Here is a 12,756-nt window from a genome sequence, read left to right as displayed (position 1 = left end):
GTACTACAACTACCCCGGGTCGCTCGATTCAGTCGATAATCTTGAAGAGCAACTCGTCTCGCTCGGCGCGCTCCGGCTTTCGAAAAAGCCTGATGGCACGCCGATGCGCCCGGATCTTTCCGCGGCTGAGAAGACGGGCAGGGGTGGCTTCGGTATGTGGGCCGATCCGAGAGTTCAAAGGCAATGAAGATGCGATTGCTCGTCGCCATCCCCCTAACATTTATAACCACTCAAGCCGTTGTCGCTGCGCCAGCCGGCTACTTCGATTTTACCACCGGTACGGTGCTCGAAACGGGCGACACTTGGGTCTCTGCTGGCAAGAGGTATCGCCTCTATGGACTCCAGTCGTGCTTGAGGGGCACGTCCTATACCGACGTGTCGGGAAATAGGCGCGACTGCGGCGAGGCTTCGATCGCCATACTTGCCGCGTTCGTGAAGGATACCAGCCCGGTGTGCGCCCCTGTCGCCGGGCGCACGGAGCTGACCTTTGCGGTCTGCTATGCGGTCGTCGGCGGTCAGAGGCTCGATCTTGCGATGATGATGATCAGCGAGGGCTATGGCTTTGCGAGCCTCGATAGCGCCGGGATGCCGGTCTACCCGGCTTATGCGGTGGCAGAGCAGAAAGCTAGAGAGGCACGACGTGGCCTGTGGCAGTTCGACGACGTTCAACATCCTGCCATATTACTGAGCCGCGCAGCCAGGAAGCCGGGAGTTCTGCCATGACCCGTCGTATCATCTGTGCGTTCGCGATTTTGCTTTCGCTGCATGACGGGTCCGCGGCCGCAGACTTTTCATCGGAAACCCTGCCCGCATCCCCTGAGACCCTGCCGCGTCTTGTGGTGAGCGGTCGGGTCGCGGTCGTTGACGGGCGAACACTTTGGTTTCCGGCAGACAGGATGCTTGTGCGACTGTCCGACATAGACAGTTGCGAATTGGTGCAATGGTCATTCGATCCAAAGGCAACGCCTTTGACCGCGCCGTCATTGGCGCCGGTGCCATGCGGCGCCTTGGCAAAGGCGTGGCTGAAGAGGACGATCGGACGCCGCAGCGTTCAGTGTGACGCCATTGCAGATGGTTATACGCTTGGATTAACGGGGCAGTGCCGGGTCGGCAACCGTGATCTCGCGCTGGAAATGCTCAGGGTCGGATGGGCGAGGGTAAGCACGGCGGTTCCTCACGACGGGCGTTATGTCCAGGTCGAGCAGTCGGCGATTGCCGCGCGCYACGGGATGTGGGGAACTTATGTGCTCGACATGCCGGAATGGCGTGGGAAAGCGATCGACAAGACCTTAGGCCGCAGGCCGCAGGCCGATATCAACCTCCTTAAGGAGCGCGACAGCGAGGTCTCTCCACCCTTCCTGGATGCCCGGCGACAGCCGAAGCGTCGGGATCGATAACGCATTGAGCAACGGAGGCTCCAATGAAATACCTTCTTGCACTGATCGCCTCGACGGCTTTTGCCGCTCTTGCCACGACATCTGCACATGCCAGCGAATGGGGTTGCGAAGTCTTGCTCTGTGCGGCCTCGTCCAATCCGTCGTGGCGTGGGGTTGCAAGCTGCCATCCCCCAATGGAAAAATTGATCTCGGCCATGAAGGAGCCTGGATTTTCGTGGCCGACTTGCCCCGAGGGAGGGGCGGGATCCCCTGGCTATGAGCGGTATGCCGAATGCCCGACGGGATGGACGCCGACGGACGGCGACGATCACCGCTCGACTTTTGCTCAAGGCCGGTCCCGATGCATGCGCGCCGTAAACCAGTGTAGGGGAGGGCAGCATTTTTTCGGCTCATCGAACCGCGGGCAGCGACAGACGACAACAGACGGCGTGACCCGTGTCTTCTCCGGAATGAATTCGTGCTCTTTCACGGAGTACATGGCGCGACCCTTACGCGATGACCCCTATTACTTCGATATGAGAGACGAGCAAACCAGCCAGTCCAAACGCTTCTGGTTCAACCTGGACCGTTGATCGAGGCTCATTGCGCCAACCCAAGCGACGCCAACTTGGCCAGCAGCCAGCTAGCGCGTCGAGGGCCCCAGTTCTTCGGCAGATCCTTGGAGGACCGCTACAGTCTCAAGCAACTTGACGATCGACGACATCGTTTCAGGTGGGAGCTCTTCCAATAATCTCATCATGCGAAATCGGGTATCGGCTTCCTCGGGGGTTTTTCCCCACAGGTGCGGAGCGGTCGCAAAGAGCAAGCCGAGCGGTGACAACCCGAGGATCTCACTCAAGTGAATCAGCCGGCTCACCTGCATTTTGGACGAACTGCGTTCATAGCGACCATAGACCTGCTCGCTGAGCCCGACCAGCGTGGCGAGGTCAGCTCGGCTCAAATCCTTCACTTGCCGACACTTGCGCAGTTCCTCGCCCAACTTGGTGTCGAGGTCTTCGAACGTGGAAATTCCGCCGAAGCCTTCCCGGCGATAGACGGGCTTTTCATTCTCAGGGTCTACAGTTTTAAGCAGCCCGAGTTCTTCAATGTGGCTTTCTAAATTCTTACTCATATTCCATTTTGACCCAAATGCGACGCCGAAGCATACATCACGTTTGAGGCTCAAAGCTATGCACTTCGTCAACATCACCTGATCGTTTCCGAAAAGGGAGCCGCTCGGCTGTCATTCTTTCCTGAGATGGGCAACCGAGTTCATGATCGCCGCCATTTCCTCGGCACTCAAAGAACTCCTCGTGGCGAAAAGATACTGTGCCAGATAGAGCAACTTCAGTTGCGCTTCGGTATTCGACGTTGATTTCCACTCAATAAGCGCCGTGCGCATGTGTCTTTCTCTTGCAACCGCTTTAGCAAGCGAGCCGTGAGCGTCATTGTGTTCCTCCAGCACAAACCCGAGCCGTAATGCTTTCACATCCGCGACGGCCTCTGAGTGGCGCTGAGCAAGGTGGAAGAAATCACTGTCTGTGTATGCGCTCATTCAATGTCTTTGAAATCTTTGTCGGGTAAAACGGAACCCGCCGTTAACTGTCAGAGCTTCGTCGATGCTACTTGGAGTTTATGATTCGACTTCGGCTGTTTGAAGAAATACTTTTTCTATGGCCACAAAAGCCCGTTCACAAGTTCGTGAACGCGGCCAAAAATATTACAGCAAAGCAATGCTTTGAGCGCTAAGCCACGCGGCGGACGGGGTGAAATCATCCATCATATCAGTCCCGGGCAAATTTCGAATATCATCTCAAAGACACCCTTTGGTTGTGTCTGAGGCTTCAAGTTGAGTAAGTGCTGACGGTGGTGCCGTTCAATTCTTTCGGCCGACCGGCCAAGCAGGCAAAAGCGGCAGTCAGTTCATGCGACATCATCCGGCGGGACAAGCCTTCGCGATTGTTTTGACAAGGGCCACGATGCGCGCTCGAACAGCTGGGCTCCGGATTCCGGCAAAGGCCGTGTTCAATTCCGATCCGTCGCTCGTTTCCAGAAAGCTGAGCAGGTCGCTGTAAGGATGGGGTTCAGCTTGATCCTCATCTTTAAAAACGGTCTGCATTCCGTTTTGAAAGAAAAATGACGCAGAGACGGAAAGGACGTTAGCAATTTGAAGGAGCCGGCTCGCGCCAACCCGGTTCGTGCCTTTCTCATACTTCTGTATTTGCTGAAATGTGACGCCGACGCTATCAGCTAATTTTTTCTGCGTTATCCCAAGCGTGCGACGCCTTAACCGCATTTTGTTTCCAACCTCGATATCGATGATGTTGGGCGCTGCAGAGGGCATTTGTTTTTTTCCGATCATTTTCGATCTCTCCTGTGCGGAACTATGGGTACGCAGGCTTTCACGGTTTGCGTGAAGTTATCGACCCTGCCGATGTTTGGGAGGGCGGTGTCAAAGCAGGAACCGGCCGGACGAACAGCGCTTTTTCATGGAGCTTCGGCCGATCGCCTCGTCCTTGATCACGCAGGCAGGAACAGCGGGCTTCCGTACAAAAAAACACGGGGAGACGTTCCGACAGCTCGACTTACATTTGAATTTAAACGTTGGTTTCGAAAACCTTTCGTCCTCCTATCCAGCTCGACTTCAACGCAAGCTCGGGCGTCAGCACTATGAAATCCGCGTCGCTTCCCGGCAAAAGCCGGCCTTTCTGCTCAGCAATACCCGCAGCGTCGGCGGGATAGGCCGAGGCCATCCGGAGCGCTTCCTCCAGTGGCAGGCCGAGCCTCTCATGCACAAAACGCACGGAGGAATCCGTCCAGGTGCGGGTGCGGTATGTCTCTATCCACCGAGAGGTCTCCTGAACGTCGCGCGTGAGTGTCCAGTGCCGGGCACCGACGCGGCTCTGGATGTGCCGGCGTTCCCGCATGACCTCCAGAAACACATCGACGTTTTCTTCCGGGATCGAGTATTCGGTCGTGATCAGGATGGGGCCGCTTCTGGGCTTCAGATCGAGCGCCACCGCGGGGGCGGAAAACTCACCCAACGGTTCGAGTTCCGATCCGGAGCGGTTGCTGACCGGCAGTTTGAGCCCCAGAACGGCCACGACCATCGATGCAGCGGCCGACCAGCCCAATGCCCACGGGAGAGAATAGTGTTCGGCGATGCTTCCCCAGAGCCAGCTGCCGCAGGCAATGCCGCCGTATGTGAACGCGCTGTAGATCGAGATGGTACGGCCCACGACCCATCGCGGACTTGCCAGTTGTACATTGATGCCAAACCCAGACCAGGCGGTCACCCAGCCGGCACCGCCAACGGCAAGCGAGAGCGTTGCGATGGCAAGCGACGTGGTCAGCGCCAGCGAGATCGTGCATGCGGCGCATGCAACACAGGCGAGGACAATCAACCGCTCCTGCGGCCATGCCCTCCTCAGTGTTGGGTTGCTGAGCCCGGCCAAGAGTGCGCCGGCGCCGAAGCCAGCCATCAGGATACCGTAGACGACAGGCCCGCCCTTCAAAAGGTCGCGGGCGACCAGTGGCATCAGCGCCAAGGTCGACGTGCTTGCCAGCCCGAACAGGGTTCCACGGGCGATCGTTGCCTTGATTTCCGAGGATATGGCCGTAAAGCGCAGGCCATCATAGATCGCCGTCATCAACGCTTCGCGCGGAAGGGATGAGGATTTCACCTTCCAATTGCTGCGCCACAAGACGGTGAGAGGGGCAACAAAGCTAAGCGTGGTCAGGGCGAAAGTGACAAGCGGCCCAAAGGCGGCGACGACAATCCCGCCAAGGGCTGGCCCGACGCTGCGAACCGTGTTGAAGCCGACGTTCAGGAGCGTGACCGCGGCCGGCAGATGCCGGCGCTCCAGGATGTCGCCAATCGACGCTCGCCATGCGGGATCGCTGAGCGCGATACCGCAGCCATCCAGAAAGCTGAAAGCGAGAATGACCCAGGGATCGGTGATGCCAAATGCCATGATGATCGTCAGCATTGCGGAGGCTGCCATCATCAGGCTGCGACCGATGATCATGACCATGCGCCGGCTGTAGTTGTCGGCAATCGCGCCGACGAAGACCGCCAGAAAGAAGGCCGGCAGGGTCGAGGAGGCTTGAACCAGTGCGACCATCAGATCCGAGGTGGAGACGGTCGCCATCAGCCAACTGAGCGCCACTGTCTGCATCAACCAGCCGAGGCTCGAAAGCTGAGACGCGAGGAAGATTGATCGGAAGGTCCGATTCTCTAGCGGCGCCAATAGGCTGGTATGTTCGGTGGCTGCGCTGGTCATTTGCTGCTCATAACATGCTTTATTCGTTCATGTTCCGGGACTGCAATAAGCCTTCGTTTCATGTTCAATGCGTCGATACGGAACGTCCTGCGTCATCAGGATATGGAGAAGGGTAAACAGCCGACGGGCGGTCTCATGGTCGATGTCAACTTTCGATCTGAGGCGTTCTCTGAGCAATTCGGATGCTTCGTTATGGATGGCCCGACGCCCCATGTCGATGGCCTCGAGTCTCTGGGGGCACGAGCGGGCCATTGCATCCGAGTAGCTGTCGCATACAAGGCCGTAATCCTTGAGCAGCCGACGGAACGAGGTGAGCGACAAATGGTGACAAAGGATGGGCGCGCCCTTCTCAGTGGTAACGGATATGACCAGCCGCCTGTCGGCCAATTCAAGGCCCAGCCGATAGGGTCCGCCGTCATGACCAATCGGTGCAAAGGTGTTGTTGTCCAAGAGGTCAAAAATCGCGACAGCCTGTTCGCGTTTTTGGTCTTTGTCCGTCTGCCTTCCGAAAGACCCGTCGAGCGAGACCGCACAAAGCCGAAAGCTGGACGAAGACGTGGTCGCAGTCGTCATCGCAGGCTCCAGTTCGGTGCATCGGTGGCCTTCGCCGCATCGCCTAACCGTCCGGCAAAGCGGTGAGACGTGGCTGCCGCCGAAACAGGCCCGACGACAGCCACGTTGCCTTGGGAGGCGGACGGGAAAGAAAATCTGGTTGAGTTCGGCACTGCGGGAACGCGTGGAGAAAAATCGGCTGCCGTTGGAACAGGGTCAACGGCAGCCGAGTGGCCCTGCGAGGCATGGGGTAATACCAGTCGCAGGTCAGGCCCTGTGGGCTGGCCCAGATCGGCCGTCCAGGTGATCTTCGCCAGACTTTTGGGCCCGGAAGCCCGCTGCGAGCACAGCTGTTCGTTGGGTGATGGGTTCATATCGACATCACCTCAGGGGCCGCGATACGACGTCGATCGGYCGGGTGCGGGCCGCGTCGGTTGTGCGCTCGATCGAAAGCACCGTCTGCGGCGGAAGCTCTCCATCATGCAGGGCCTGGAGATGCTCGACGACGTCCTTGTCGGCGGCGGTGAGCCGATGGTTCTGGCGAAGAAAATCCATCCAGGTTGGCGTGCGGAATGTCTCCGTCCAAACTGACGGCGTTTGCAGGTTTCGCTGCAGCGTCCAGTTTCGGGCACCGGCGCGGCTTTGAATGTGCCGCTTCGCGCGCATGCAACCGAGAAATGCCTCGATGTTCTCGTCGGATATGGAGTACTCGATCTTGACACCGATCGGGCCACTCCTGGGCTTGAGAGCGAGTGCCAGTTCCGGCGGATGAAAATCCGAATTTTCCTGGTCGGCTTCTTCCCACGGGCGCACCGGGAACAGTATTCCCGCTGCCGCGACCAGCAACAGAGCCCCCGCGGCGCCCTCCAGAGCCCAGGTCAGGGAGTAGTTCTGGGCGACGGTTCCCCAGATCCAACTGCCGGCAGCCATGCCGCCGGAGCTCAAGGCGTAGTAGATCGAGAGGGTTCGGCCGACAACCCATCTTGGGCTGGCCAACTGCACCGAGACGTCGATGCCCGTCCAGGTGATGACCCAGCCCGCACCCCCGAGTGCCAACGCAAAAGCCGCGACAGTGACCGACGATGTCAGGGCAAGGCAAAGGCAGCATGCTGCGCAGGCAACAGAGGCGACCGCCACCAGCTTGTTTTGCGACATGATCCGCCGGAGGAAGCTGTTGCTCATGCCGGCGATAAACGCCCCCGCGCCGAAGCCGGCCAACAGAATGCCGTAGACGATTGGCCCGCTTGTGAGTTGGTCACGCACAATGAGAGGAAGCAGCGCGAGGATGGAAATGCTGGCCAACCCGAACAGGGTCGCGCGTGCGATCGCCGACCTGATTTCCAGGGACATTGCCGTGAAGCGCAGCCCATCGTGAATAGCCGTGGTCATTTTCTCACGCGGGAGAGGCGAAGTACGGACGTGCCATTTGGTGCGCCAAATGGCGCCAAGCGGTGTCAGATCGCACAGCGCGGCCAGGGCGAAAGCGGTGAGCGGTCCGAAGAACGCCAGGATCACGCCCCCCAAAGCCGGACCAACGCTACGCACGATGTTGTATCCGACAGACGTCAGCGTCACCGCGGCCGGAATGTCGCGCTTGTGCAGGATATCGCCGATGGAAGCGTGCCAGGCTGGATCATTCAACGCGAAGCCGCAGCCGGCGAGGAAGCCCAGTCCGAGGATGAGCCAGGGACTGATAAATCCGAGGTAGACAGAAATCACCAGTGTCGTTGACGCCAACGCCAACAGGGAGTGTCCCGCAAACATCACCCATCGGCGGCTGAAATTGTCGGCGATGGCACCGGCGAGGATTGACAGGAAGAACACCGGCAACGTGGACGCGGCCTGCACGAGTGCAACCATCAGGTCGGAAGCCGAAATGGTCGCCATTAGCCAACTGATGGCAACCGTCTGTACGAGCCACCCGAGACTGGATATTTGTGAGGCCGTCCAGATCGAACGAAACACCTCGTTCCGAAGTGGAGCGAGGGTTGTTGAACTGGCCCGATGGGGATCTACGTGCTGCATGTCTCTCTAGCTCACAAGCCTTCCCAAAGTTGCTGCGACGCAGCAGGATATCCGGCATCGAGTGGTGAAATTCGGCGTAGTCCTGTGAGCCGATGCAGGAAACCGGCATTCACGCCTCTGGCAGCAGTGTGATGTTATAACATATCGCATAAGATACCTTATGGAACTGGGCTGCCTGTCAAAACGGCAGCTGGGACACGTGCTCTGTCCGTTACGTCCTCGTGGAAGCGAGACGGACGGAGGCGACTATGACCGGCGCGACCGTGAGCGCGCCGCCAGGACGTCCCGGATCGAAAAGCTCGAATGGATTCTCAATAGGCCCGGCAGTGTGGAGAGGACTTCCTTGTGAATCCGTTCGAACGCACCAGCGTTCTCGACATCGACCCGCAGCAAATAATCTGAGCCACCGGTCATCAGGTAGCATTCCCTAATTTCGGGGTGTTTGCGGACCGCCGCCTCGAACCGGTCAAGATAGTCTTCCGTTTGCCGCTCGAGCGTGATGTTGATGATCACGGCGATCGTCGATTCCGACTGGGTGGCGTCGATCAGGGCCGTATAGCCGCGGATAACGCCAGCCTGCTCCAAAAGTTTGATGCGTCTCAGACACGCTGATGGCGAAAGGCCGACCTCAGCGGCAAGTTTGGCATTGCTGACCCGAGCGTCAACCCGAAGCAATCTCAGAATGTTTCGGTCGATAGTGTCCAATGCCATCATAGCATTAATCCCCGCAAATGTGATCGAAGATGCGAATCGATCATCTATTTTGAAACAATCAACGTCACATATGCCAACAATTTCGCTCGTTATTTCATAAGTTCGCTGCCAGGTTAAGGGGAGTCGGACATGGACCGCGTCGTCGTCATGCAGGAGAGAGAAGCAACGGTTCCAAACAAGGGCGCTTCTGGATATCTGACTTTCGACCTTTCGGCGCTTGCTCGCAATTATTCAAAACTCTGCTCGATCCTTGCACCAGCGCGGGCCGCGGCCGTCGTGAAGGCCGACGCCTATGGTCTTGGTGCGGAGCGCCTGGCTCCCGCTCTTTATCGCGCGGGCTGCCGGCACTTCTTCGTTGCGCATTTTGCAGAAGCCGCGAGATTGCGCCCGCTGCTTGCCGCGGATGCCCAGGTTTTTGTGCTCAACGGCCTGCAGCCGGGCAATGAGGAGCCCTGCGCTGAGAGCGGCATCATCCCGGTTCTGAATTCGCTTGAGCAATGGCGGTGCTGGCAAGTGGCTGCAAAGCGCATGAAACGGACGCTGCCCGCCGTGCTTCAGTTCGACACTGGAATGTCGCGGCTTGGCGTGCCCGTTGAAGAGCGCGAGGCTCTCGCGGCAGAACTGGCTGGCCAAGGCACCGTCGAGATCCTGTTCATCATGAGCCACCTGGCTTCGGCCGATGAGATGGACAGCTATCAGAACGATGACCAACTGGCTGAGATGAAGCGCATCGCCGAAGAATTCCGAGGCCTCGATGTCTGCTTCGCCAATTCGGGCGGCATTTTCCTCGGCAAGACGTATCATGGTGTTCTCGCGCGCCCGGGAATCGCCCTTTATGGCGGCGCCCCAGCCGCGGGAGAAGCCAACCCGATGGAGCCGGTCGTTCGTCTCGACGTCGCGATCGTGCAGACGCGCACGGTACCAGCAGGTGCAAAGGTCGGCTACAGCGGCACCCACATCGCGGACAGTAAAACCCGGCTTGCGACCATTGCGGCAGGCTACGCTGATGGATTGCCGCGGAGCCTGAGCGGACGTGGGGCCGTCTACTACCAGGGCACACGCCTTCCGATTGTCGGCCGCGTCTCGATGGATAGCATCACGGTAGACATCACGGCGCTGCCCGAAGGCACACTGCGATTGGGCAGCCTCGTCGAGGTGCTCGGCCCGCATCAAACGCTCGAGGACGTGGCTCGCGATGCCGGCACCATATCCTACGAAATCCTGACCAGCCTGGGTGACCGTTATCACCGGCAATATCGCTAGGAGCCGTGGGGCTCGATCATTGGGGACATCATGAAAGTCATCGTTCTTGGGGCCGGCATCGTCGGCGTCACCTCCGCCTATCAACTGGCGAAAGCCGGCCACGACGTCACGGTTATCGACCGGCAGAAAGGCCCAGCGCTGGAAACGAGCTTTGCCAATGCCGGCGAAGTCTCCTTCGGCTATTGCTCGCCCTGGGCAGCGCCGGGCATTCCGATGAAGGCCCTAAAATGGCTGTTCATGGAGCATGCGCCGCTGATCCTGAGGCCGAAAATCGACGCGGCCATGCTCTGCTGGATGGCCAAGATGCTCGTGAACTGCACGTCCGAGCGTTACGCCATTAACAAGAGCCGGATGCTGCGGTTGGCCGACTATAGCCGCATCTCACTTGCCGCGCTGCGCAAGGAAACGGGCATCGAATATGACGAGCGGATGCAGGGTACGTTGCAGCTCTTTCGCACGCAGGCACAGCTCGATGCTTCCGCCAAGGACGTCAAGGCGCTTGCCGCCGACGGGATTCCCTTCGAGGTTCTCGATCGCGATGGATGCGTTCGCGTCGAGCCGGCGCTCGCCCATGTGCGTGAAAAGATCGTCGGTGGCCTGCAGACGCCGAAGGATGAAACCGGCGACTGCTTCAAGTTCACCAATGCCCTCGCCAACAAGGCCGAACAATTGGGCGTTCGCTTCTCTTGGGGCACCGAAGTCAAGAAACTGGATGTCGAAGGCGGCCGGGTCCGGGGTGTCGTRACCAACTGGGAACGGCTCGCAGCCGATGCGGTTGTCGTTGCACTTGGCAGCTATTCGCCGCTGCTCCTTAAGCGCTACGGCATCAAACTGCCGGTGTATCCGGTCAAGGGCTATTCCTTGACAATCCCGATTACCGATGCTTCGCGCGCACCCGAATCGACGATCATGGACGAGACCTACAAGATTGCCATCACYCGGCTTGGCGACCGTATCCGCGTCGGCGGCATGGCCGAAATCTCCGGCTATACCAATGATCTCGGTGAGGCGCGCCGGCGCACGCTCGAGCATTCCGTCATGGACCTCTTTCCGGGCGGCGATGCCGGCAAGGCGACCTTCTGGTCAGGGCTGCGACCAATGACGCCAGATGGCACGCCGGTCATCGGTCCGACGAAGATTGCTGGCCTTTTCCTCAATACCGGGCACGGTACGCTCGGCTGGACAATGAGTTCCGGCTCTGCGCGCGTCATTGCCGATCTCGTCTCAGGCCGTAAGCCTGAGATCGATGCTACCGACCTGGCAGTCAGCCGCTACGCCTGATCCAAACACCACATCAATCATCATGGAGGACTGAGCTTTGATCGAACCAATTTCCACAACCGACGCCCCGAGCGCTGTTGGCCCCTACTCTCAAGCCATCAAGGTCGGCGATCTGCTCTTCGTCTCCGGTCAGTTGCCGATTGATCCGGCTACAGGCGAGTTCAACTCGGCTGATGCGATCGAACAGGCCGAGCAATGCCTCAAGAATCTCGCAGCGATTGCCAAGGCCGCAGGAACCACGCTGGCGAAGACGGTGAAGACGACAGTCCTCCTCACCGATCTCGGTGATTTCGCGGAGGTCAACCGCATCTATTCCGGCTTCTTCTCCACGCCCTTCCCTGCCCGCGCCTGCTATGAAGTCAAGGCACTGCCCAAAGGTGCCAAGGTCGAGATCGAAGCCGTGATCGCCTTGATCTAACGGCGACAAATCATCGCCAGCAAAGGAAGGCACCGGAGCAGTGATGGGTCATTGCTCCGGCTTTCCCGTTTCGCATAGAGGTGCGTGGACATCGCAGCCGCACAGGACTGATGGAGGAAGAGGAATGACGCTGACACCGGCGCTGACAAAACACCTGGACAAGCCGCAACTCTTCCTCGACCTCGCAGCGGAGCCGGATCCGTCGGTCGCCATATCGAGACAACGCTTTGCCGTTTTCAATCCTTCGACCGGCGAGTTGCTTGCGGAGGTGCCTGACATGGGCGCGGACGATGCTCGCGCCGCCATCGAAAGAGCCCATGCCGCCCAGGAACCATGGGCTCATCTCACCGCTCGCGAGCGATCGAACGTGCTGTGGGAATGGCATCGGCTGATTCTGGAGCACAGCGACGATCTCGCAGCGATCCTGACCGCTGAGATGGGCAAGCCTTTGGCCGAGGCAAAGTCCGAGGTGCAGCATGCGGCGGCCTATCTTCAGTGGTATGCTGAAGAGGCGAACCGCATCTATGGAGAGACGATCTCCGCCCCGTCGAACGATAGGCGCATGCTGGTGATCAAGCAGCCGATAGGCGTCGTTGGTGCCATCACGCCCTGGAACTTTCCAGCCTCGATGGTGGCTCGCAAGATCTCGCCGGCGCTTGCCGCCGGCTGTACCGTCGTCTTGAAGCCAGCGGAGCAGACGCCACTGGTCGCAGGCGCCATGTTTGCACTGGCGAAGCTGGCCGGTTTTCCGGACGGCGTTCTGAACCTCGTCTACGCGTCGGAGGGTGACGCGATCGGCCGCGAACTGTGCACTCATCCAAAGGTGCGAAAGATCAGCTTCACC

Annotated in this window: 14 protein-coding genes and 1 pseudogene; 8 read left to right on the top strand and 7 right to left on the bottom strand. The window is 59.1% G+C overall.

Going from position 1 to position 12,756, the window contains the following annotated elements; all coding sequences use genetic code 11:
* From AC1D17_RS25265 to AC1D17_RS25250, 4 genes and pseudogenes are all read left to right on the top strand, one after another.
* Nucleotides 1-187, top strand: a pseudogene (locus AC1D17_RS25265) (hypothetical protein); the annotation flags it as partial.
* Nucleotides 188-189: 2 nt separating this feature from the next.
* On the top strand, nt 190-723 hold the full coding sequence (locus AC1D17_RS25260) for a thermonuclease family protein (RefSeq protein ID WP_477568032.1): 534 nt from the start codon (nt 190-192) through the stop codon (nt 721-723).
* Complete coding sequence (locus AC1D17_RS25255) at nt 720-1,397, top strand: thermonuclease family protein (RefSeq protein WP_477568031.1); 678 nt, start codon at nt 720-722, stop codon at nt 1,395-1,397. The genes AC1D17_RS25260 and AC1D17_RS25255 overlap by 4 nt, the downstream gene beginning before the upstream one ends.
* Nucleotides 1,398-1,420: 23 nt before the next feature.
* Nucleotides 1,421-1,969: a hypothetical protein gene (locus tag AC1D17_RS25250; RefSeq protein ID WP_477568030.1), complete on the top strand. Its 549-nt coding sequence runs from the start codon at nt 1,421-1,423 to the stop codon at nt 1,967-1,969.
* A gap of 50 nt (nt 1,970-2,019) precedes the next feature.
* Here the strand turns inward: AC1D17_RS25250 and AC1D17_RS25245 are convergent, their stop codons facing one another.
* From AC1D17_RS25245 to AC1D17_RS25215, 7 genes are all read right to left on the bottom strand, one after another.
* The gene (locus AC1D17_RS25245) at nt 2,020-2,583 is read right to left on the bottom strand and encodes a helix-turn-helix domain-containing protein (RefSeq protein ID WP_477568034.1); all 564 of its coding nucleotides are present in this window, start codon (nt 2,581-2,583) and stop codon (nt 2,020-2,022) included.
* A 36-nt stretch (nt 2,584-2,619) separates the two neighbouring features.
* Nucleotides 2,620-2,931: a hypothetical protein gene (locus AC1D17_RS25240; protein ID WP_477568029.1), complete on the bottom strand. Its 312-nt coding sequence runs from the start codon at nt 2,929-2,931 to the stop codon at nt 2,620-2,622.
* A gap of 378 nt (nt 2,932-3,309) precedes the next feature.
* Nucleotides 3,310-3,720, bottom strand: a complete 411-nt coding sequence (locus tag AC1D17_RS25235) for a helix-turn-helix domain-containing protein (protein ID WP_477568033.1) — start codon at nt 3,718-3,720, stop codon at nt 3,310-3,312.
* A 253-nt stretch (nt 3,721-3,973) separates the two neighbouring features.
* Nucleotides 3,974-5,659 carry an MFS transporter gene (locus AC1D17_RS25230; RefSeq protein ID WP_477568028.1) on the bottom strand — a complete coding sequence of 562 codons (1,686 nt, stop codon included), beginning with the start codon at nt 5,657-5,659 and terminating at the stop codon, nt 3,974-3,976.
* Between the two features lie 27 nt (nt 5,660-5,686).
* Nucleotides 5,687-6,232 (bottom strand): UPF0262 family protein, encoded by a 546-nt coding sequence (locus tag AC1D17_RS25225; RefSeq protein WP_477568027.1) that lies wholly within the window; start codon nt 6,230-6,232, stop codon nt 5,687-5,689.
* A 360-nt stretch (nt 6,233-6,592) separates the two neighbouring features.
* Nucleotides 6,593-8,236 (bottom strand): MFS transporter, encoded by a 1,644-nt coding sequence (locus AC1D17_RS25220; RefSeq protein WP_477568026.1) that lies wholly within the window; start codon nt 8,234-8,236, stop codon nt 6,593-6,595.
* A 246-nt stretch (nt 8,237-8,482) separates the two neighbouring features.
* On the bottom strand, nt 8,483-8,950 hold the full coding sequence (locus AC1D17_RS25215; protein ID WP_477447656.1) for an Lrp/AsnC family transcriptional regulator: 468 nt from the start codon (nt 8,948-8,950) through the stop codon (nt 8,483-8,485).
* 129 nt (nt 8,951-9,079) lie between these two features.
* Between AC1D17_RS25215 and alr the strand changes: the two genes are divergently transcribed.
* The 4 genes from alr to AC1D17_RS25195 all read left to right on the top strand — a co-directional run.
* Nucleotides 9,080-10,213: an alanine racemase gene (gene alr, locus AC1D17_RS25210; RefSeq protein ID WP_477568025.1), complete on the top strand. Its 1,134-nt coding sequence runs from the start codon at nt 9,080-9,082 to the stop codon at nt 10,211-10,213.
* 30 nt (nt 10,214-10,243) lie between these two features.
* The gene (locus AC1D17_RS25205; RefSeq protein WP_477568024.1) at nt 10,244-11,494 is read left to right on the top strand and encodes a D-amino acid dehydrogenase; all 1,251 of its coding nucleotides are present in this window, start codon (nt 10,244-10,246) and stop codon (nt 11,492-11,494) included.
* 37 nt (nt 11,495-11,531) lie between these two features.
* Nucleotides 11,532-11,912, top strand: coding sequence for a RidA family protein (locus AC1D17_RS25200; protein WP_477568023.1), 381 nt, complete (start codon nt 11,532-11,534; stop codon nt 11,910-11,912).
* Between the two features lie 124 nt (nt 11,913-12,036).
* Nucleotides 12,037-12,756, top strand: a 720-nt coding sequence (locus AC1D17_RS25195; protein ID WP_477568022.1) for an aldehyde dehydrogenase family protein, incomplete at its 3' end; no start/stop codon positions are given.

This window comes from Pararhizobium sp. P1_E7 (assembly GCF_056405855.1).
The sequence above is the reverse complement of the archived record's forward strand: the minus strand, read 5'-3'. Positions and strand labels throughout refer to the sequence as shown.

What these genes read in the sequence shown, in the direction of transcription:
- AC1D17_RS25260 (WP_477568032.1), top strand. Translation starts at nt 190, where the DNA reads ATGCGATTGCTCGTCGCCATCCCCCTAACATTTATAACCACTCAAGCC.
- AC1D17_RS25250 (WP_477568030.1), top strand. Translation starts at nt 1,421, where the DNA reads ATGAAATACCTTCTTGCACTGATCGCCTCGACGGCTTTTGCCGCTCTT.
- AC1D17_RS25245 (WP_477568034.1), bottom strand. Translation starts at nt 2,583, where the DNA reads ATGTTGACGAAGTGCATAGCTTTGAGCCTCAAACGTGATGTATGCTTC.
- AC1D17_RS25240 (WP_477568029.1), bottom strand. Translation starts at nt 2,931, where the DNA reads ATGAGCGCATACACAGACAGTGATTTCTTCCACCTTGCTCAGCGCCAC.
- AC1D17_RS25235 (WP_477568033.1), bottom strand. Translation starts at nt 3,720, where the DNA reads ATGCCCTCTGCAGCGCCCAACATCATCGATATCGAGGTTGGAAACAAA.
- AC1D17_RS25230 (WP_477568028.1), bottom strand. Translation starts at nt 5,659, where the DNA reads ATGACCAGCGCAGCCACCGAACATACCAGCCTATTGGCGCCGCTAGAG.
- AC1D17_RS25225 (WP_477568027.1), bottom strand. Translation starts at nt 6,232, where the DNA reads ATGACGACTGCGACCACGTCTTCGTCCAGCTTTCGGCTTTGTGCGGTC.
- AC1D17_RS25215 (WP_477447656.1), bottom strand. Translation starts at nt 8,950, where the DNA reads ATGATGGCATTGGACACTATCGACCGAAACATTCTGAGATTGCTTCGG.
- alr (WP_477568025.1), top strand. Translation starts at nt 9,080, where the DNA reads ATGGACCGCGTCGTCGTCATGCAGGAGAGAGAAGCAACGGTTCCAAAC.